The sequence below is a fragment of the Aliidiomarina maris genome, assembly GCF_003987335.1.
Taxonomy (GTDB): domain Bacteria; phylum Pseudomonadota; class Gammaproteobacteria; order Enterobacterales; family Alteromonadaceae; genus Aliidiomarina; species Aliidiomarina maris.
Window position 1 is genome coordinate 26,248 of the sequence record NZ_PIPK01000013.1, and the last position, 20,096, is coordinate 46,343.

The following is a 20,096-nucleotide window of genomic DNA, read 5'->3' on the forward strand; positions in this document are numbered from 1 at the left end:
CGGAGCGCTGTATGAATATCAACCAACGAGCTTATCTTCCTCAATCTGCTTATTCCAACCAGTATATTCTTGCTGAAATAAAGCCAACTTCCGATTTTTATCAGGCATTTGGTGGTCATTCAAACTGCTATGAAACCTTACAGCGCCTATTCTTTCGTCTTGCGGAAGACGCAGGGCTTAGTCACGTGTACTTTATTGCTAACGATAAATTGCCTGTAGTGCGTTATTACCGTGAATACCTGTGCTTTCAAACCGAACGTCAAATGCTTATTTTTTATCATCCGCAATTTCATGAGGCTCAGAATGCCTACTTTAAACATGACTACGCGGCGAAAAAAATTCGACTGCTATTCTTAGCCGCTGGTGAGGGTATTCGCGCCAACAGTGCCGACTTTCATAAGCGCGTGCAGCGCCTGTTAACCAAATTTAAGGCCGAGTTACCCGACAGCCCGATTGATCTGAAAGTACGTGACCATCAGCACTTATCCTATCTATTGTTCAGTCGCGATAAAGGGGATAGAGCCACATTCGCACACAAGCTTAGAGCCCTAAGTGCACGTTATGAACGTCGCCACTGTCACCTGCCCCAGCCCTATCGTGAAATGAACTATGTGACAGCGACATTGCCACTCAGCCGCCAATTAAAACGTACCTTGCAGTTGCAAGGTCACAACTACCAAGCACTCTATGACCGACTTGCAAACACCGTGTTTGCAGCGTGTGAGCAACAACAAGTGTTGCGCTGTGCGATAGTCGCGAACGGTAAAACCCCCTTGGTGCGGCACCAGCATGTGGACAGCACCCAAAGTAATAGCGAGCTGCAAAAAGTGAGTTTCGACCCGGTTTCCGATGCGATTCAACGTGAGTGTTTTATTGATGCCGACCATTTGGCGGAAAACATTCATTTGATTATGGTGGCTGGGGAAGCCGATGAAATTGATCGTGGTTATGCACGCTTTATGAATCGCGTGACTCAAGCGCTTACGGACATTGCCGAAGCACTTGAATTACGCGCTAGCCATGACGATATAGTGGTGCGTTTCTACCAACACATCAGTTATGTGAGTTAGCCTTTATCATTCGCTGGCCGCTGTTCAGTGATGTGCTCAATATGACGCTCAATACCGAGCTCATTTTTAAAGTGCACATCAATCTGATTGAAGGCAATTTCAATGCCTGCGGCCTTAAAGCGTTTATCAATTTCGCGGTTCACTGCGTCAATGGTTGGATTTCTGTCACCCAACGCATTGACGTGTACACGAAGTTCATGGTCCAGTGTCGATGCACCAAAAGCGAGGAATAACGCCATCGGCGCTGGCTCATCTAAAATACGCGGTTCGTCTTTGGCGATTTGAAGCAAAATGTCGCGGGTTTTTTCAAGGTCAGAGCCGTAGGCAACGCCAACTCGAACGGTGATCCGAGTAATTGTATTACTCAGCGTCCAGTTAACGAACTGACCGGTAATAAACTGGCGGTTTGGCACCAAAATGTCACGTCTGTCAAAGTCGGTAATGACCGTAGCGCGAATACGTATTTGTGAGACTCGCCCTGACAGATCGTTCAGAGTAATCACATCGCCCACCCGTACTGGGCGTTCGAACAGCAAAATAAGCCCGGAAATAAAATTACCAAAGATTTCCTGTAAGCCAAAGCCAAGGCCGACGGTTAAACCCGCGGCCAGCCACTGTAATTGATCCCAGCGCACACCTAATGCCGCTAAAAAGGCAATAATCGAAATACTAATCAGAATATAATTAACCAGTGACGTGACGGCGTAAGCGGTACCTACCTGGAGCTTGAGGCGCGACAGTACTGTCATCTCCAACAGCCCAGGCAGGTTGCGTACCAAAATGAAGCCGATCAACGCAATCGTTGCTGCGGTCAAAATACCACCAAGGCTTAATGCCCCAGCCTCTCCATCAGCCGCCGACCACAGGAAACGTGTATTGAGGTAATCCAATGCTGTGGTTGCTTCTGACCAAATGCTGTACAGAATAAACGCGAACAGCACCATCAGGCCAAAACGAGCCAAGCGTTGAGATTGCGCTTTCGCCTGGCTTGCTTCTGCCGCCGCTGTCGCCAGTTGACGTTCGATGTCGTGGGTTTGGGCTGCACTGTCGCCGGCTTCAATGTCGGTCAATGGTAAGCCTTGCTCTGAACTTGAGCTTTGTACCTCATCTTCGCCCAACACCCGTGTGGTTGTAGTGCTCATAATGCGTACACGCTGCGCTTCTTGCATTTGCTCATAAGCAAAATCGAGACCACGCTGCACCCCTGATTCAGTCAGCATCCATAATGTAATGACATAGAAAGTCGCCAGATAGTAGCCGCTTAGCATCAGTGCCGTATAAAAGTATCCGGACATGACAATGAGCAATAGTGTCGAAGGCAACAGCAACAAGGCAATTCCGACCAGTCGATGGGTGAGCTTAGAACCATATAGTGGCGGTAGCTTATGAAATAGACTGATGATCAACCCAATCAGGTACAAGCTGGCTAGCGCCAACAATAATTGACCAAGCACATCATTGCCAATTTGAGTGGTCTGCTGACCACTGACTGCGAGAATAAAACTTAACGGCACCAACACAATACCGAGCCAAAATATAAACGTATGCAATGATTTGCATTGACTCGGCTGCCAACGGAAATAGAGCTGTGCAAAACCCTCAGGGCGCAAAATTCGTAGCAACAAGCTCACCACAAACAACGCACCAGCGACGGCATTGAGCGCGCGGTCAAGGTCAATGCCCTGTCCTACCGGTGCATTAATAAACTGTGCCGCAATTAATATCAGCAGTGACGTGGGTAGCGCCTTGAGCGCATGTAAACCCAATGCACTTGGAATCAACCAAGGTGACGATGCTCGGTTTGACTGCACATCCGCATCATAAAGCGCAAGGCGGGTATCAATAGCTTTGCGCTTTAGCATCACCAAGACCAACAAAATCACCCATACCGCCATTAAAAAGGTCAACTGCACACTAAGCTGCCCGCGTAGTTGGCTAAGGGCCTGTACGATACGCTGAATTTGATCCCTGGCTTGATTAGGAAACGTGACTGCCCACTGGCCGTCAAACGCACGATTACTTGGGGTCCAGAATAAGTACTCAGCTAAAATGGCTTCGAATTCTTGCATGCCACGGGTCAACAAGGTTTGCACTTGCATAAATTCAACCAGTAGGTTGATGCGCAGCTCTAACCCGTCGACCTGCTGTTGCAAGCTTTCCCGCTGATTGCTACTTAAGCTTTCATCACGCAGTTGACGTTGAGCGTGAAATAAATCCAAGCGCAATTGCGCAAGTACTTCCTCAAAGTCCTGGGTGCGAACTTGCTGCACATTGGCACGTGCCTCTTGCAAAATCAGGTGCAGCATTCGGCTGCCTTGCAACACCTCATATTGCGCATCCAAATCACTACGCTCTTGTTCCAACTGCTCCAACTCGCCTTGTAACACCGCTAAGCGGCTTTCCAGGCGCTCTACGCCAATCTCCGTCTGGGCATTCGCTGGTGAGACAATAGCGCTCAAAAGCAGCAGGCTTAATGCAACAAAAAAAAGGTAAACCGAGTGTCCTTGTGAGCGTAAAAACGAATTGAGCATGCACGTGTATCCAGTGGTTAGAAGTTTGTCGGGTAGCGCATTGGTACCCATGACGTCCGATAATTGGACGTCATACAATGTGTTAATTATACATACTGTACGCAGTGTAGCACTTTAAGTTTGCGTCAAAAGGTCTATGCTAGCTTAATCATTGCGAGGAGTTGATATGCCACTACCCTATTCTCACGCCTGCGAAAATAACAAAGACCCTATATTACAGGTGCTAAAAGAGATTCTTCAACCTGGTCAAAAAGTCCTTGAAATTGGCGCTGGCACCGGCCAGCACGCCGAATACTTTGCCGCTCAGTTACCTGAAATTGAATGGCAAGCCAGTGACCGAGCCGAGCACTTAGATGGGTTGCAGCGCCGCTTTGCACAAGCTGGATTAAGCAATTTAGCGGACCCCATTGAACTGGACATTAACCGACAGCAATTGCCTCGTTGCCAATTTGATCTCGTGTACACCGCCAACACGTTACATATTATGAGCTGGCCAACGGTTGAGCGACTATTTAACGGGTTAAGAAAGGTACTTGCGGACAACGGCAAACTTATTATCTACGGTCCGTTCAACTATGCAGGTACCTATACCAGCGGTAGTAATGAACTATTTGACCAGTCGCTGCGCAGTCGCAACGCGCATATGGGCATCCGTGATATTGAAAAAGTGCAGCGCTTAGCAGATCAGGCTGGCTTTAATTGCCTCCAAGACTATCAAATGCCAGCCAATAACCGCTTACTCTACTTTTTTGCGCGTTAAGCCGTTAAGCCGTTAAGCCGTTAAGGATAAGCTAGGTAGGCGTATGCCACATGAAACGCGGTTTCCTGAAACTTTTTCAAACCAGTATCCGCGAAGTCGACTGGCATCGGATTACGTTTGATCTTTTCTTTTTGCTCAGTGCCACTGAGCACACTGACATCCACGCTTTCAATCAGCTGTAAAGCGGCTTCAATTTTGAAACCAACTGCGGCGCCTGCAAATTTACCTTTTTGCGGACGCTCTTTAATCACAACGTGCTCAACCTTGTAGTCCTGAAAAAACTTTTGCATGGTAAATTGAAATCGGCGGATTGACTCTGCGTCCTGATCCTTTACCAACTGAAAGCGCACCTGGCGGCAATCCGGCAAATCAAATAGCCCGTCTTTTTTACTTAGCAAGCAAATGATGGCTTCATTACTCTTTATCTCTACGCCACATACGCGCATGGTGTGCTCCTTACTCGCGTTTATTAACATCGCGTTTTTTCAAATCACGTTTGTACAAATTATTTGGCAGTATATCATGAGCGCTGCACTGAACACTTGCATAAAGTGTCTCTAGTTTACGATAACCACGGAAAAGTTGCCCTACCATGTCACACACTCTTACGCCTGTAACGTCCAGCGAATGTCCATGCGGCGGCTATCGCCAGCTCACACACTACCAAGCATGCTGCCAGCCCTACCACATGGGACAATTAGCCGCGAACCCGGAGGTATTGATGCGGGCGCGGTATAGCGCTTTTGCGCTCCAGCGCACGGATTTCATTCAACGGACTTGGGCCGCTGAAACCTGCCCTGCCGACTTAACCGGCGACAGCGACACCCAGTGGGTCGCACTCAAGGTTATTTCCAGTCAGGTCAACCCACCGCCCCGCCAGCATACAGGTAGCGTGCATTTTAAGGCCACTTGTCTGGACACTGAAGGCCGTCAACACTGCCTGGAAGAACGTTCGCGATTTATTAAGCGCCAAGGTGAATGGTTTTACCTCGACGGTAAAACCAAATTTACTGAGGTGGCAGCATCCCTTTGAGCAGTGCTTCCCCCTCGACTTGGCTCATGTACCTTGGCACCGCATAAGTAAAACGCGCTTCATTGCGGGCTGCTGTTACAATGGCTGGAATATCAGCGAGCTCAAGCTGTTGCACACAGCTAGGAATGGAAAACTTCTGATTCAAATAGTCAATTCGTTCAATTAAGGCTTGAGCCAACGCGGTATCGCTGCTGCCTTCAGCATATTGTTCCAAACCCATCACCCGAGCAAGCTGCGCCATACGAGTGGTACACGCAGGCATACTAAAGCGCAACACATGCGGCATCACGATGGCATTCGCTAGCCCATGGGGAATGTGGTAACGCGCACCTAAACTATGGGCGATGGCATGTATATAGCCAACCCCCGCTTGAGTAAACGCTTGTCCCGCCAAGAATGCTGCATGTGCCATCTGAACGCGTGCTTGCTCATGGGCATCGCAAGCATAGGCCTTGGGCAACCAGGTATGAATTAAACGCGCGGCTTGTAGCGCTTTTTCGTCACTGCGCGCCAACGCGTTACGCGACACATAGGCTTCTATCGCATGGGTTAATGCATCCATACCTGTAGCGGCTGTAATCGCAGGCGGTAAATTCAAGCTTAATTGCGGGTCAAGCACCGCGACCTTAGGCATTAAACGCAGGTCGATACAGGCAAGTTTACGTGCACGTAGCGGTTCAGTTACCACGGCGGCAATGGTGGCTTCCGACCCGGTGCCTGCCGTCGTGGGCACGGCATATAAAGGCAGCATGCCACGGCGCACTTTAAATAAACCGACTAGTTTCGTGACCGCCACGGGGTTCAACGCACAAGCACCGATCAATTTTGCTGCGTCAATGACCGAGCCGCCGCCAATTGCGACAATCGCTTGGGCACTGTGTTGTTGCGCGGCCCGAGTACCCGCCTCAATCACAGACACTGTGGGGTCAGGGCAGACATCGGCAAACACATCCACGGCAATGCCCTGTTGTTGACAACTCACTAACCAGTCATTGGCAAAGCCAAGCTGAACAATAGTGGCGTCAGTAACAAGTAGCACTCGGCTCACACCATCGGACTGTAACTGAGCGGGAAGCGACGCGAGTGCGTTAGGCGCACTGATCAACTTAGGCCAGCGCATTGGCAGTAACGCAGTGACACCTTTGAACGCCAACATATACGCCTGTAACGGCCAATAACGAGCGTTTGCTAACACCATGTGCGAATGCCTTTATCGACAAATTGATTAAATTTTAGCGACCTTAGCAGCTTTCTGTCTTATTGGCGATGCCCTGCTATGCTTATGCCGTTAGTCAATTGATTTCGCAGTAATATCATAAGGTGAATTTGGGCATGGCCAAGTCGGTAGAGAATAAGTTTTTCCTATTAATTTTAGGTGTGGTCACGGCAGGCTTTCTGCTTATCTTGGCGCCGTTCTGGGGCGCTATATTCTGGGCAATTGCACTCACTGTTTTGTTTTATCCGATGTATCACTGGATCAACCAAAAGCTGGGAGATAAGCCCAATATATCTTCTATTCTGACCATCATAGTGGCAATTTTATTGGTGGTGATTCCGCTGGCTATTTTAACCTGGCATATCGTCAATTATGCCACTGACATCTACCAAGCGTATGATGACGGTGACCTAAGTGCTAAAGTATTGCGTGACGAAATCGAAGACAGATTCCCGCAATTACCCCAATACTTAGAGCGCTTTGATATTAGCTTTGATGATCTCGGTGATCGCTTGTCTGGTGCTATCTCATCGTCATCCCAGTATATCGCCCAGGAAGCCATGAATATCGGTGCCAGCACCATGCACTTTATGATTAGTATGGTACTGATGCTGTATCTAAGTTTTTTCTTTTTCCGTGACGGTCACCGCACTGCCGATATCGTCGTCAAAGCCATTCCGTTAGGTGAAAACCGTGAAAACGAGCTATCCAAACGCTTCGTCAAAGTGACCCGCGCAACCATGAAGAGCACCTTCATTGTGGCTGCAGTTGAGGGAACCTTAGGCGGTATTATTCTGGCTATTCTTGGCGTCCCAGGTGCGGTCATGTGGGGTTTTGCAATGGGCATTCTGTCGTTAATTCCAGTCGTGGGTGCCTTTTTAATTTGGGGTCCGATTGCCATTTACTTATTCGCAGTCGGCGACGTGTGGCAGGCGGTGGTGTTAGTGGCGTTCGGTTCAATCGTGATTGGACTGATAGACAATTTCTTGCGTCCTATTCTGGTCGGTCGCGATGTACGCCTACCCGATTGGTTAATTCTGCTATCAATTCTCGGTGGCTTGGCTATTTTTGGCGTGCACGGTTTTGTCATCGGCCCAATTCTTACCGCCTTATTTGTCACTTTATGGGACATTTTCCGTCAGGATTTTGAAACTGAGTCGTCATAGCTGCTTTTATCTTAGATTTGTTATATTGTAACTCGGTCGCCCGCGGGCGGCCGTGACTTTCTAACAGCTAACCCAACCTATGAGACGACGACAATGAGAAAACTCATGCTGGTGCTCAGTATTGTGTTGCTTCCGTTGAGCCAAGTGTTCGCGGACGATAACCAGTATTTGACACAGGAACTGATTTGGAAAATTGAACGCATTGGTGCGCCTGTGATCGCACCCCAAGGTGGCCATATTGTGGCACCTGTAACTCGCTACAACATGGACACCGACCAAGCTGAAACCCGGCTCTGGTTATTTAACGCTGACGGCAGCGTGCAGCGCCCTTTAACGGCTGACGGCCAGCGTGCCAGCAACGCAGTGTTTAACAGTGACGGCACCCAACTAGCATTCATTAGCCAGCGTGGTAGTGACAGCGCTGGTCAAATTTACGTGCTACCGATGGACGGCCCTGGCGAAGCAAATCGCATCACCGATGTTCCAACCGGTGTCAGCGGCCTTAAGTGGGTGGGCGAACGTTTCTATTTCATTAGTAACATTTGGCCCGGACTTGAGTGGGACGAGCAAAAAGAACGCCTGCAACAGCAGCGTGATACCCATGTATCCGCACACAAGTGGACCCGCCTTCCCTATTCAAGCTTTGACCGTTACTTAGATGAAGAACGTCAGGCACACGTCTTCAGCGTGGCTCAGGACGGCGGCGATATTACCCGTATTACTGAACGTTTCGAGCGTGAATTACCACGTTCAAGTCAAGGTACTGGCAGCTATGATATTTCGCCTAACGGTGAGTGGATTGCGTTCATGTCAGACTCTGCGCCAGTAGGCTCTGAAAACGCTATCAACGACATTTTCTTAGCCCGCATTGACGGCAGCAACGCACGTAATATTACAGAAGCCAACGATGGCAGTGACAGCAACCCAATGTTTAGCCCTGACGGCCGCACCTTGGCATTCACTCAACAGCGGATTGTTGGCTTTTACGCAGATACCGCCAACATCGTGCTACACAATTTAAGCAACCACCAGCAAGACGTGATCACCGAAGCATGGGATCGCAGCGCTTCTGGCTTAGTCTGGACGCCTGACAGTCGCGGTTTCTACGGTAGTATTGATGATGCTGGCACCGTACGTGTTTACCACGTCAATGCCGCGAACGGCAATGTACGTGCAGTCACTGCAGAAACCAACGTTGGCGGCTTAAGTATCGCGAACGATGGTACTTTAGTGGCAACCAATGAAAGCTTCCTCTACCCAGCCCGACTGGTGCGTATCAACCCTGAAAATGGCGACATGCAGCGTTTAGATACGATTAACGATGCATTACTTGCAGACGTTGAGCTTGGCACCTATGAGTCGGTGACTTACACCGGTCACGACGGTCAAGAAATCCAAATGTGGGTGCATTACCCGCCAGGCTTCGACAGCAGTAAAGAATACCCTTTGTTCTTGTTAATTCATGGTGGGCCGCACAGCGCTATTACTGACGGCTTCCATTACCGTTGGAACGCACAAACTTTTGCATCCTGGGGTTATGTCACTGCGTGGCACAATTTCCACGGTTCAAGTGGATTTGGTCAAGACTTTGTCGATGCGATTAATCCAGACTGGATTACTGCGCCTTATGCCGACACTATCGCCGCAGCACAGTGGTTTAAAGACAAAGACTACATTGATAACGAGCGCTTGTTCGCTGGTGGTGCTAGCTATGGAGGTTACCTAAGCACTATTTTACTTGGCCGCGAGCACCCATTTAATGCGTTACTGATCCATGCGCCTGTGTACAACATGTATTCGCAAATGTCGGCTGACTTCGCAGTGCACGCAGAGCGTTTCGGCCATTACTGGGACAACGATATTTATCAGCAAATTTCCCCCCATTACTTTGCCGAGAACTTTAATACCCCTGCTTTGTTAAGCCACGGTTTAACTGACTTACGGGTACCAGTTGGGCAAAGTTTTGAGCTATTCCGGACGTTGCAAGCGCGCGGTGTAGAGTCAGAGCTGATTTACTTCCCTGATGAGAACCACTGGATCCTTAAGCCAAACAACTCTGTGTACTGGTATAACCAAGTACAACAATGGGTTGAGCGTTGGACCCCTCCGGGCCCGCGCTAATTAAGCCAGTCCCGTAACCACGAAAAAACCCGCCGATTGGCGGGTTTTTTATGAGGCGACGGCAGGCAAAGCCTGCCCTCACTGAGATTAAAGCGACGCTAGCGCTTCATTCAATACCGCACATGGACGCATGGCCTGTGCCACCTTGTCCGCGTTTGGTTGATAGTAACCACCAATGTCTACCGCCTTACCTTGAACTTGGTTAAGCTCATCAATGATTGCCTGCTCATTACTAGTCAACGCTTCGGCTAATTTCGCAAAGCGTGCTTTTAATTCCGCATCATCGTTTTGATTCGCTAACGCTTCTGCCCAGTACATAGCTAAGTAGAAATGGCTACCACGGTTGTCAATTTCACCTGCACGGCGCGACGGCGACTTGTTGTTCTCGAGGAACTTCGCAGTCGCTGCGTCTAAAGTATCTGCCAACACCTGTGCACGTGGGTTATTGGCCGCACGGCTTAAATGCTCCAACGACGCGGCTAGGGCTAAGAACTCACCAAGCGAGTCCCAACGTAAGTGGTTTTCTTCAACGAACTGCTGCACGTGCTTAGGTGCTGAACCACCCGCGCCGGTTTCAAACAAACCACCACCGTTCATCAAAGGTACAATAGACAGCATTTTTGCTGACGTATTGAGCTCTAAGATCGGGAACAAGTCAGTTAGGTAGTCACGTAACACGTTACCCGTTACCGAAATAGTGTCTTTGCCGTCTTTTAAGCGCTGTAAAGAATGCTTAGTCGCATCGACAGGGTTCATAATTTGAATATCTAAACCATCGGTGTCGTGGTCTTTTAAGTACTCGTTCACCTTAACGATCAACTCGCGGTCATGGGCACGGTTTTCATCTAACCAGAATACCGCTGGCATGCCGCTCAAGCGCGAACGGTTTACTGCCAATTTCACCCAATCGCGAATAGGCGCATCTTTTACCTGACACATACGCCAGATATCGCCTTTCTCAACCGTGTGTTTGAAAATCACGTCACCGCCACGATTTTGCACTTCCACCACGCCATCGGCCTGGATTTCAAAGGTTTTATCGTGCGAACCGTATTCTTCTGCTTTTTGCGCCATCAAACCAACGTTTGGCACCGTGCCCATAGTGGCCGGGTCGAACGCGCCGTGCTGCTTACAAAAATCAATCGTTGCTTGGTAAACACCCGCATAGCAGCGATCTGGAATCATCGCTTTGGTATCCGCTTGGGTGTTTTCTGGGGTCCACATTTTGCCTGAGTCACGGATCATTGCAGGCATAGACGCATCGATAATGATGTCGCTTGGGACGTGTAAGTTAGTGATGCCTTTATCTGAATTCACCATCGCCAACTTCGGATTCTGCTCGTACACCGCTTGCATGTCGGCTTTGATTGCATCCGCTTTATCCGCTGGCAGTTTATCTAACTTCGCGTATAAGTCGCCGATACCATTGGTAGCGTCAAAACCGATTTGCTTGATTTCATCCGCATATTTGTTCAATACGTCTTGATAATACACATCAACCGCATGACCGAACATGATCGGGTCAGACACTTTCATCATGGTTGCTTTCAAATGCAATGACAGCAACACGCCTTCTTCTTTCGCCGCCTTAGTCGACTGCTCAAAGAACGCTTTAAGTTGACGCTTGTTCATGACCGCGGCATCGACAACTTCACCCGCTTTAACTTTCACTGACTCTTTTAAAACGGTTTGCTCGTTACCGTGGTTAAGTACGATTTTAAGCTCGTCTTCTCCAGCAAAGGTTTTCGATTGCTCGCTGGCATAAAAGTCGCCGTCGGTCATATGAGCAACATGGGTTTTTGAGTCACTGCTCCAAGCACCCATTTTGTGTGGGTGCTTTTTGACGTAATTTTTAACCGCTGCAGGTGCGCGACGATCAGAGTTACCTTCACGTAAGACCGGGTTCACCGCAGAGCCTTTAACTTTGTCGTAGCGCGCTTTGATGTCGCGCTCTTCATCATTTTTTGGCTCAAATGGGTAATCAGGCAATGCATAGCCTTGCTGCTGCAACTCTTTAATCGTGGCAGTCAGCTGTGGAATTGAAGCACTGATGTTAGGTAATTTGATGATGTTGGCTTCAGGCGTTTTCGCTAATTCGCCAAGCTCAGCCAACGCATCGGCAATGCGCTGCTCTTCTTTCAGGTACTCAGGGAATACCGCGATAATACGACCCGCAAGTGAAATGTCACGAGTTTCTACCGAAACGCCCGCAGCTTTGGTGAAAGCTTGGATGATTGGCAATAAAGAATAAGTCGCCAGGCGCGGCGCTTCATCAGTTTCGGTATAAATAATCTTTGATTTATCAGACATAGTCATTCCTATTTATCAAACTTGCGTACAAAACCATGACAATGGCGCTGCTAACATGGCTACTACCTGTCTCAAGCACCATCCCGCATTCAAAATCGGTGTGGTAAAACGGCCCGAATTATAGCATTTAGGCCCTATTTCGCCTAGTCGGTCACGCAGCTTGGCAGCCAGCATGGAGTAAAGCCTAGACACCATCTACTACCAAAGTAGATAAGGGCAGCTATACTGAAATTCAAGCCCCAGCAATGATTTATCCGTGTATCTGGGCACTCGTCGAGCGCTTGCTCGGTTCTTTAAAGCATGCAACTATGCTTGCATAGATAAATATTGATGGGGTTTTGCGTATGACTACGCCGGCTAGCTCCCAGCCAACATCTGAGGCGACCACCAACGCCAAAACAGCGGTTGCTAAGCGTATCGTGGTGGTGCATAACCCAACGCCTAACGTGCGCCGCCATTTGCTATTTAAGCGCTTATTAAAAGCCTTGCCCGAGGGTGTCTATATGCTGGCGACCACGGGCGATTACTCAAGTGACTTAAAAACACTGAAAAATGCCTGCCAGAACGCCGACCTACTGATTGCCGTTGGCGGCGATGGCACATTGAACTTAGCGGTCAATGCAGTGGCTTATACCGATACCGTGCTCGGCGTGGTGCCCGCTGGTAGCGGCAATGACTTTGCACGTATCTGGGTAGCGGGGCTAAGCGCCGATGACGTGATTAAAACCGCTTTGCACGGCGAGACCATCCAAATTGATTTAGGCCAAGCCAACGAACGGTATTTTTTAAACAATGCTGGTATTGGCTTTGATGCTGAGTTGATTAAACGTTTACGGCATAAAACCTGGCCACGGAAGTTCACTTACATGTCACGCGCATTGCAGTTACTCCCCGGATATCGTAGCCAGCCGATTGTGCTTGATGACCCGAGCCAAAGTGTGAATGCGGGTACCGCGCGCAAATCCTTTATGTTGAGTATCGGTAATGGCCGTTATTTTGGTGCGGGCCTGCCCATTACCCCCCACGCTCGCGTCAACGACGGGCTGCTGGCTTTTACCCACATTAAAGAGAATAACCGCGCCACGACGCTGCGCAGCCTGACGCAAATGCTGGTCCAAAAACACCTTAATGCCAAGCATGTGCAAGCGGGTCAAATTGAACAACTACGTGTTAAAAGCACCGGTATTCCAGTGCAGGTGGACGGTGAATATTTGGGCTATAGCCCAGTGGATATCAAGGTCTGTCCTGGGGCACTTAAAATAAATAAACTTTAAGGCGTATACTGATTAGCTACAAAAAAGCGCTGCTCGGTTAACCCAGCAGCGCTTTCGCTTTTTACGACTGTTTAATCCCTTAATCCAGGCTTTCTACGCCCATATTAAACAAGGTAAAGCTCAAAACATCAGCCGCTTGGTCGATAATCATCGACGTTGGCATACCCGCGCCGTGCCCTGCATTCACATCAATACGGATCAGTTGCGGATTTTGGCCGCCGTCTTTAGCTTGCAGTTCTGCCGCAAACTTAAACGAGTGCGCTGGCACCACCCGATCGTCATGATCCGCAGTGGTAATCATGGTCGCTGGGTAATTCACACCCTCTTCGACATTGTGCAACGGCGAATAACCGAGCAGATATTCAAACATCTCTTCGCTTTGTGCCGACGTGCCGTAATCATGGGCCCAGCCAGCACCCGCCGTAAAGGTATGATAACGCAGCATATCCAACACGCCGACCGCAGGAATTGCAACCTGCGCCAGCTCTGGACGTTGAGTCATGACCGCCCCAACTAACAACCCACCGTTAGAGCCGCCGCGTAAAGCCAGCTTCTCACTTGAGGTGTAGTTGTTGTCGATCAGGTATTCCGCCGCAGCAATAAAATCGTCAAACACATTTTGCTTATTCTGTTGAATACCTGCTTCATGCCACGCACGGCCATACTCACCGCCACCACGAATATTTGGCACCGCGTAAATACCGCCCAAATCCATCCATACCGCATTGGTAACGCTAAACGACGGGGTCAAACTGACGTTAAAACCGCCGTAGCCATATAGAATGGTTGGGTTGCTGCCATCACGCTCAATGTCATTGCGATAGCTAATAATCATTGGAATTTGCGTGCCGTCTTGAGAGGTATAAAACACTTGCTCGCTGACGTAGTTGTCAGGATCAAAATCAACGCTGGGCGAGAAGTACAGCTCGGTGTCACCAGTGTCAGGGTTAAATGCAAACGTACTCGCTGGGGTGACGTAATTGGTGAATGAGAAATACAAGGTATCAGCGTCGTCTTTACCAGAGAAGCCACCGGCACTGCCTACGCCGGGTAATTCGATGTCGCGCACCTTGTTACCAGCAAAGTCATATTGCTCAATTTTTGATACCGCATCGACCATGTAGCGCGCAAAAATATAGCCTGCGCCACGACTCACATTCAATACGTTGTCGGTTTCAGCAATTAAGTCCTGCCAATTGTCACTGCTTGGCGCACTGGCATCAACCTGAACTAAACGGTTATTCGGCGCGTCTTTATTGGTCTGGATAAACAGCGTACTGCCATCGTTGGTTAATAACCCCACGTTGCTGTCCTCGTTATCGACCACGGTCACGAGCTCAGACTCATCTGCCTCTAAATCGACAATAAACAGCTTATTGCCTGAGGTGGTGTTGGCCGCGGATATCGCTAAGAAACGCCCATCATCGGTGACGCGACCACTGACGTAACGATGCTTCTGCTCATCACTACCCCCGAATACCAAGGTATCTTCTGCTTGGGGGGTATTCAAAGCGTGGTAATACAACATATGCTGGTCAGTGAGTTCGGACAAGCGGCTACCATCAGGGGTGTTGTATTTTGAGTAGTAAACGCCTTCGTTGCCACGCCAGCTAATACCGCTGAACTTCACATCCACCAGCGGGTCTCCGACGAATTCCATGGTCTCGGTGTCGATAATATAAATGGTACGCCAGTCACTACCACCAGCGCTGGTCGCATACGCAGCTAATGAACCGTCAGGGGAAAAGCTAAGTCCTGCGAGCGAGGTCGTGCCATCTTCACTAAATTCATTCGGGTCTAAAAATACTTCTGGTTCACCGTCGCCCTGCTGGCGGTACACGATAAAATGGTTTTGTAAGCCATCATTACGGTAAAAGTAGGTGTAATCGCCTTCTTCAAAAGGCGCGCCGACGCGCTCAAAGTTCCACGCTTGGGCAATGCGCTCACGGATGTCGTCACGAAACTCAATTTGACCAAGGTAATCAAAGGTAAGCTCGTTTTGCGCACTCACCCAAGCCGCTGTTTCTTCGCTACGGTCATCTTCAAGCCAGCGAAAAGGGTCGGCGACTTGTTGGTCAAAATAGGTATCGACGGTATCACCGCGACGGGTTTCTGGATAACTAACGACTGACATAGTAGACCCTTGACTCGTTGACTCTGATGTCACTTGACTGCTTTGGGTTTGGGTATCATTGGCGGGCGAACAGGCGGCTATCACCGCGACCGCGACTAGGGTAATCACTGGCTTATACATGAGCTTCCTCGTTGCATGTGTTGTTGTTTTACGTCGGTGCGCATATTGGCGAACTTGTTATATGTATCACAGCTTACGCAAGATGTTGACTGCAATACGTCAAAACGAGACATTTTGGCGATTTGCGCAGGTAACAACTGGGCGAACCATTGGCTAAATGGTAAAGTAAGCACACTTTCATTTAGTGTATGACAACCTTATGACTCAACCATCCACGATTGCTCGCTCCTTATCTAAGAACCTGATCATTCTGGCCGCCGCTAGCTTAAGCCTGAGCGCTTGTACCTTCCAAAGCACTGACTCTGATGCGTATCTTGCCCAACTCAGCTGTGACGCTGGGCAACCTTGGTCTGTCGATAGCGAAACCGCGGCACAAAAGCAGACGGCCGTGGTGGGACAAATCAGTGCGGTATTTCGTCAACCTCAGCAACTCGGTGGCGTATTTATTCAAAGCCAAGTTCGCGATGACGCGTACCCTACGCATACGCAGGCGCTGTTTATTGCCCTCGACGACAGTCAGCTGGATGACGCTCAGTTAGGCGATACGATTGCTGCCAGCGGTCTCCTTAGTGAGTACCAAGGCGGTTGGCAACTTAGCGCGCAGTATGCAATTACCTGCGATTCTGCCAGTAGCGCCAATGCGCTGTTGCATTATGATCTTGAACTCCCCCTTGCTAGCCTCGATAGCCTGGACAACTGGATACACCAACCGGTGCGAGTCAATCAGCCGCTGTATATCGTAGAGCATTTCCAGCTCGCCCGCTTCGGTCAACTGGCCCTAGCCCCAAGCTTAACCTCAAGCCCAACGCAGGTTGCTATGCCAGGCGACGCGGCACGTGACGTGATGGCGCACAACGCGTTGGCAAAAATTATTTTGGACGATGGCTCACTAGCGCGCAACCCAGAGCACGTGCCCTACCCAGCCCCTGGGTTAAGTATGCAAAACCCGCTACGCCGTGGTGACAAAGTGCAACCTTTTACCGGCATTTTGGTGAAGATGGGTGATAACTACCATATTCATCCAACCCAAACGATTCATATTGATACCCATAATCCGCGCCCTGGAGCAGACGATATAGACCGCCGAGGCGACACCCGCGTGGTCGCATTCAATGTACTGAATTATTTTAACGGTGATGGCCAGGGCGGCGACTTCCCGACACCACGTGGCGCTGAAAACATACAGGAATTTGAACGTCAGGAAGCAAAGTTGGTGGCAACCATGCTGGCACTTGATGCCGACGTGTTTGCGTTAATGGAAATGGAGAATGACGGCTATGGTGCTGACAGCGCCATTGCGACGTTGACCGCAGCCCTAAACCAAGCGTATAGCCAAGCTGGTAAGGCTGGGCAGTTTAGCTTCGTTGACCCAGGCGTAGAGCGTGTGGGTGGCGATGCGATTACTTTAGGCTATATCTACCGTAGCGACACCTTAGCCACGGTGGGCGACGCTCAATACAGTGACGACCCTATATTCGCTTGGGGCAGTCGCCCCCCGTTCGCGCAAAGCTTCCGCAACCGCAATACGGATGGTCATTTCACTTTAATCGCCAACCACTTTAAATCTAAAGGCAGTTGCCCCCAAGACGATTCGTTAAATGCTAACCAAGGTGATGGTCAAGGCTGTTGGAATGCGTTGCGCACCGAAAGTGCCGAGCAACTGGTCTCGTGGGCGGAGAACTATTCTTATCCACGTATCCTACTGGGCGATTTTAACGCCTATCGCATGGAAGATCCTATTCGTGCCTTTGAAAACGCTGGTTACACCAATTTAGCCGCTAAATTTCAACCTCATGGATACTCCTACGTGTTTCGTGGCGATAGCGGTAGCTTAGACCATGCCCTTGCAGACTCAGCGCTTCTCGCCGCGGTGCAGTATACGGATTATTGGTCAATTAATGCCGATGAGCCGGTGGCATTTGAATATCCGCTTGCGGATAAAAGCGCGCATCAGCAACAAGCATGGTTTGCCCCTGAACCGTACCGTTCATCTGACCATGATCCGATTTGGATAGATCTTGACTCAAACCTATTACCGAAGGGAACCCAATAATGACCGACCCACTTGTTATTGCCTGTCCGGAATGCCACAAGAGCAACCGCATTCCAGCGGATAAGATTGGTCAACATCCAAGCTGTGGCGCGTGTAAAGCGCGCCTAATTCGCGGCCTACCTTTCGAGTTAACCGTTGATACTATCCGCCCCCATCTGCAAGCAGATATGCCATTAGTGATTGATTTTTGGGCTGCGTGGTGCGGACCGTGCCAGCAATTTTCGCGCGTCTATGAAATGGTCGCTGCACCGTTCGCTGAACGTGCGCGCTTCGGCTCTGTTAATACTGAGCAACAGCCTACGCTGGCGCAGAGCTTCCAAATTCGTAGCTTGCCAACCCTGGCGGTGTTCTATCGCGGTCAGGAAATAGCTCGCACTCAAGGCGCTATGCCGCCCCAGCACTTTCATCGTTGGCTCGACGAGGTACTAGCAGATACCCCCTTCTCTGCCCCAAGTTAAAGTCAGGTAAGTGCTCACAAGATACTGATATACAAGCTATGCTTATATTATCGAGCGAACGATAATGTAAGCATGGAGAGTTTGTATGAATATACCAGGCTATGTGGCACGTAATGCACGTAAATACCCTCAGCAACAAGCCGTTGTTGAGCCGAATGCCCGTCACACATGGGCGCAACTAGACCAGCGGGTCAATCAACTGGCGAATTACTTGCACGATGAACATGGCATCGAGGCAGGTCATCGCGTCGCGCTATTCCTGCCCAATAACTTCGCGTTTATTGTCAGTTATTTTGCGGTGCAACGTTTAGGCGCGGTGGTGGTTCCTATTAGCGTACGCTTAGCCACACCGCAGTTACAGACAATTCTAGACGACTGTGGGGCGGACTTAGTGATTACCTGCGAAGCCACCGGCACCGCCGTGCAGCCTTTGTATGAAGACGATACGTCGGCTATATGGCTAGACAATATTGACGATTTGCTAAACGGTTTAGACAGCGACAGTATCGATATCACCATAGATAATGACGATGCCTGCACGCTGGTGTATACCATAGATACTAACGGCGAACCCCGAGGCGTATTATTCAACCACTCGGCATTGCAAGTGGTCGGCACTATGTTTGCGATGGAAATGAGTTACACGCCGCAAAGTCGCTTATTAAGCCTGATGCCATACAGTCACGCGGCCGCGTTACATTACAACCTGGTCGCAGGTACTCTGGTAGGGTGTACGCACATTGTCGCTCCCGACTTTAGCCCTCACACGCTGTTTGACTTAGCCGAAAACGAGCGCGCTACCCACTTTTTTGGCTCAGCGGATACCTACGCATTGAGCGCCCAGCATCCTGATATTCAAACCTGTGATTTAAAGAGCGTAACGCATTGGATATACGCCGCGGGATCGCTAAGTGCTGCTCACTTAGAGGCCCTCCAACCCGCTTTCAAAACCGGGCAGTGGTACGGTGTATTTGGCTTAACTGAATCAGGCCCCAGTGGTTGCATCCTGCTGCCCTACGAGCATGCAGCGAAAGCTGGCTCATTAGGCAAGCGCGCGATGTTCAATACTGAAGTGCGTGTGGTCAATGACGAAGGTGATCTCGCTGAAATTAGTCAACCCGGCGAACTGCAAATCACCGGTGAAGGCATTATGCTGGGCTATTGGCAAAATCCAGATGCCACTGACGATATCTTAACCCAGGATGGTTGGTTAAAAACCGGAGAAATAGCCGTACGTGACGCAGAGGGCTATTTTTGGTTAAATCACTAGCCCACCTTGTGCAAGCTGACAACGGCGCCGGCTGACTCTAATCAGCCGGTTCCTGCGCGGATTTCTTGCCGCTATGGTGTGTGCGTCGTGCCAGCAGCCAATACGTCACACCCAATGCAATAATCACCAAGCCCATCGCCGCTAAATAAGCCGCATCCACCGCTTCGACATCCAGCACTATCACTTTTCGTGCAATCGCCATCAGCGCGGTGGCAACGACCAATTGTACTGGCAATGTGGAAGTGCCTAAGTAAAGCCGAATATTGATAAATATTTCAATCGCAATCAGCACCACCATAAATGAGCTAAACAAACTAAACATGTCCGACACGCCAATCAAAAAGCGTGGCTCTTCAAATACTTTTTCGATAATCACAAAGACTACATCAATAGTCCCCCAGATAATCACCAGCACCATCAGGCACGATAGAAACTTCACCGACCAGCGAATTACATGATGCAGAAAATTGATGGTTTTATCGTCATGATGCTCAGGCAACTGATCATGAATAATGCGCTCGTTGGTATTTTCCTCGTGTTGAATGCGATGCTTAACCACGGCTAACCCCCTGTTTTTTAA

At 49.6% G+C, this 20,096-nt stretch carries 15 protein-coding genes; 9 read left to right on the forward strand and 6 right to left on the reverse strand.

What is annotated here, in order from left to right; genetic code table 11:
- Positions 1-11: 11 nt before the first annotated feature.
- Positions 12-1,070 carry a DUF3083 family protein gene (locus tag CWE07_RS12025; RefSeq protein WP_111570150.1) on the forward strand — a complete coding sequence of 353 codons (1,059 nt, stop codon included), beginning with the start codon at positions 12-14 and terminating at the stop codon, positions 1,068-1,070.
- On the opposite strand, the gene CWE07_RS12030 is transcribed toward CWE07_RS12025, so the two are convergent.
- The gene (locus tag CWE07_RS12030; protein WP_181452292.1) at positions 1,067-3,529 is read right to left on the reverse strand and encodes a mechanosensitive ion channel domain-containing protein; all 2,463 of its coding nucleotides are present in this window, start codon (positions 3,527-3,529) and stop codon (positions 1,067-1,069) included. The genes CWE07_RS12025 and CWE07_RS12030 overlap by 4 nt on opposite strands.
- 238 nt (positions 3,530-3,767) lie before the next feature.
- On the opposite strand from CWE07_RS12030, the gene CWE07_RS12035 reads away from it, so the two are divergent.
- The gene (locus CWE07_RS12035) at positions 3,768-4,361 is read left to right on the forward strand and encodes a DUF938 domain-containing protein (protein WP_111570148.1); all 594 of its coding nucleotides are present in this window, start codon (positions 3,768-3,770) and stop codon (positions 4,359-4,361) included.
- Positions 4,362-4,381: 20 nt separating this feature from the next.
- Here the strand turns inward: CWE07_RS12035 and CWE07_RS12040 are convergent, their stop codons facing one another.
- Positions 4,382-4,807 carry a DUF3010 family protein gene (locus CWE07_RS12040; RefSeq protein ID WP_111570147.1) on the reverse strand — a complete coding sequence of 142 codons (426 nt, stop codon included), beginning with the start codon at positions 4,805-4,807 and terminating at the stop codon, positions 4,382-4,384.
- 146 nt (positions 4,808-4,953) lie between these two features.
- Between CWE07_RS12040 and CWE07_RS12045 the strand changes: the two genes are divergently transcribed.
- On the forward strand, positions 4,954-5,394 hold the full coding sequence (locus tag CWE07_RS12045) for a YchJ family protein (protein WP_126819009.1): 441 nt from the start codon (positions 4,954-4,956) through the stop codon (positions 5,392-5,394).
- On the opposite strand, the gene CWE07_RS12050 is transcribed toward CWE07_RS12045, so the two are convergent.
- The gene (locus CWE07_RS12050) at positions 5,369-6,592 is read right to left on the reverse strand and encodes an iron-containing alcohol dehydrogenase (RefSeq protein WP_111570145.1); all 1,224 of its coding nucleotides are present in this window, start codon (positions 6,590-6,592) and stop codon (positions 5,369-5,371) included. The two genes, CWE07_RS12045 and CWE07_RS12050, sit on opposite strands and share 26 nt — an antisense overlap.
- 134 nt (positions 6,593-6,726) lie before the next feature.
- Between CWE07_RS12050 and CWE07_RS12055 the strand changes: the two genes are divergently transcribed.
- Together CWE07_RS12055 and CWE07_RS12060 are read left to right on the forward strand one after the other, a co-directional pair.
- Positions 6,727-7,776 carry an AI-2E family transporter gene (locus tag CWE07_RS12055; protein WP_111570144.1) on the forward strand — a complete coding sequence of 350 codons (1,050 nt, stop codon included), beginning with the start codon at positions 6,727-6,729 and terminating at the stop codon, positions 7,774-7,776.
- A gap of 93 nt (positions 7,777-7,869) precedes the next feature.
- On the forward strand, positions 7,870-9,897 hold the full coding sequence (locus tag CWE07_RS12060; protein WP_111570143.1) for a dipeptidyl-peptidase 5: 2,028 nt from the start codon (positions 7,870-7,872) through the stop codon (positions 9,895-9,897).
- Between the two features lie 87 nt (positions 9,898-9,984).
- Here the strand turns inward: CWE07_RS12060 and CWE07_RS12065 are convergent, their stop codons facing one another.
- Positions 9,985-12,207, reverse strand: coding sequence for an NADP-dependent isocitrate dehydrogenase (locus CWE07_RS12065; protein WP_111570142.1), 2,223 nt, complete (start codon positions 12,205-12,207; stop codon positions 9,985-9,987).
- 344 nt (positions 12,208-12,551) lie between these two features.
- On the opposite strand from CWE07_RS12065, the gene CWE07_RS12070 reads away from it, so the two are divergent.
- Positions 12,552-13,481: a diacylglycerol/lipid kinase family protein gene (locus tag CWE07_RS12070; protein WP_111570141.1), complete on the forward strand. Its 930-nt coding sequence runs from the start codon at positions 12,552-12,554 to the stop codon at positions 13,479-13,481.
- A 79-nt stretch (positions 13,482-13,560) separates the two neighbouring features.
- On the opposite strand, the gene CWE07_RS12075 is transcribed toward CWE07_RS12070, so the two are convergent.
- Complete coding sequence (locus CWE07_RS12075) at positions 13,561-15,735, reverse strand: prolyl oligopeptidase family serine peptidase (protein ID WP_111570140.1); 2,175 nt, start codon at positions 15,733-15,735, stop codon at positions 13,561-13,563.
- Between the two features lie 199 nt (positions 15,736-15,934).
- On the opposite strand from CWE07_RS12075, the gene CWE07_RS12080 reads away from it, so the two are divergent.
- The 3 genes from CWE07_RS12080 to CWE07_RS12090 all read left to right on the forward strand — a co-directional run bounded on the left by CWE07_RS12080 (position 15,935) and on the right by CWE07_RS12090 (position 19,516).
- The gene (locus CWE07_RS12080; protein WP_111570139.1) at positions 15,935-17,788 is read left to right on the forward strand and encodes an ExeM/NucH family extracellular endonuclease; all 1,854 of its coding nucleotides are present in this window, start codon (positions 15,935-15,937) and stop codon (positions 17,786-17,788) included.
- Positions 17,788-18,246 (forward strand): thioredoxin TrxC, encoded by a 459-nt coding sequence (trxC, locus tag CWE07_RS12085; protein WP_111570138.1) that lies wholly within the window; start codon positions 17,788-17,790, stop codon positions 18,244-18,246. The genes CWE07_RS12080 and trxC overlap by 1 nt, the downstream gene beginning before the upstream one ends.
- 85 nt (positions 18,247-18,331) lie before the next feature.
- On the forward strand, positions 18,332-19,516 hold the full coding sequence (locus CWE07_RS12090) for a class I adenylate-forming enzyme family protein (RefSeq protein WP_111570137.1): 1,185 nt from the start codon (positions 18,332-18,334) through the stop codon (positions 19,514-19,516).
- A gap of 37 nt (positions 19,517-19,553) precedes the next feature.
- Here the strand turns inward: CWE07_RS12090 and CWE07_RS12095 are convergent, their stop codons facing one another.
- Complete coding sequence (locus CWE07_RS12095; protein WP_241974135.1) at positions 19,554-20,075, reverse strand: phosphate-starvation-inducible PsiE family protein; 522 nt, start codon at positions 20,073-20,075, stop codon at positions 19,554-19,556.
- Between the last annotated feature and the right edge of the window lie 21 nt (positions 20,076-20,096).

What these genes read in the sequence shown, in the direction of transcription:
- CWE07_RS12050 (WP_111570145.1), bottom strand. Translation starts at nt 6,592, where the DNA reads ATGGTGTTAGCAAACGCTCGTTATTGGCCGTTACAGGCGTATATGTTG.
- CWE07_RS12070 (WP_111570141.1), top strand. Translation starts at nt 12,552, where the DNA reads ATGACTACGCCGGCTAGCTCCCAGCCAACATCTGAGGCGACCACCAAC.
- CWE07_RS12080 (WP_111570139.1), top strand. Translation starts at nt 15,935, where the DNA reads ATGACTCAACCATCCACGATTGCTCGCTCCTTATCTAAGAACCTGATC.
- trxC (WP_111570138.1), top strand. Translation starts at nt 17,788, where the DNA reads ATGACCGACCCACTTGTTATTGCCTGTCCGGAATGCCACAAGAGCAAC.
- CWE07_RS12065 (WP_111570142.1), bottom strand. Translation starts at nt 12,207, where the DNA reads ATGTCTGATAAATCAAAGATTATTTATACCGAAACTGATGAAGCGCCG.
- CWE07_RS12055 (WP_111570144.1), top strand. Translation starts at nt 6,727, where the DNA reads ATGGCCAAGTCGGTAGAGAATAAGTTTTTCCTATTAATTTTAGGTGTG.
- CWE07_RS12060 (WP_111570143.1), top strand. Translation starts at nt 7,870, where the DNA reads ATGAGAAAACTCATGCTGGTGCTCAGTATTGTGTTGCTTCCGTTGAGC.
- CWE07_RS12045 (WP_126819009.1), top strand. Translation starts at nt 4,954, where the DNA reads ATGTCACACACTCTTACGCCTGTAACGTCCAGCGAATGTCCATGCGGC.
- CWE07_RS12040 (WP_111570147.1), bottom strand. Translation starts at nt 4,807, where the DNA reads ATGCGCGTATGTGGCGTAGAGATAAAGAGTAATGAAGCCATCATTTGC.
- CWE07_RS12075 (WP_111570140.1), bottom strand. Translation starts at nt 15,735, where the DNA reads ATGTATAAGCCAGTGATTACCCTAGTCGCGGTCGCGGTGATAGCCGCC.
- CWE07_RS12035 (WP_111570148.1), top strand. Translation starts at nt 3,768, where the DNA reads ATGCCACTACCCTATTCTCACGCCTGCGAAAATAACAAAGACCCTATA.
- CWE07_RS12090 (WP_111570137.1), top strand. Translation starts at nt 18,332, where the DNA reads ATGAATATACCAGGCTATGTGGCACGTAATGCACGTAAATACCCTCAG.
- CWE07_RS12025 (WP_111570150.1), top strand. Translation starts at nt 12, where the DNA reads ATGAATATCAACCAACGAGCTTATCTTCCTCAATCTGCTTATTCCAAC.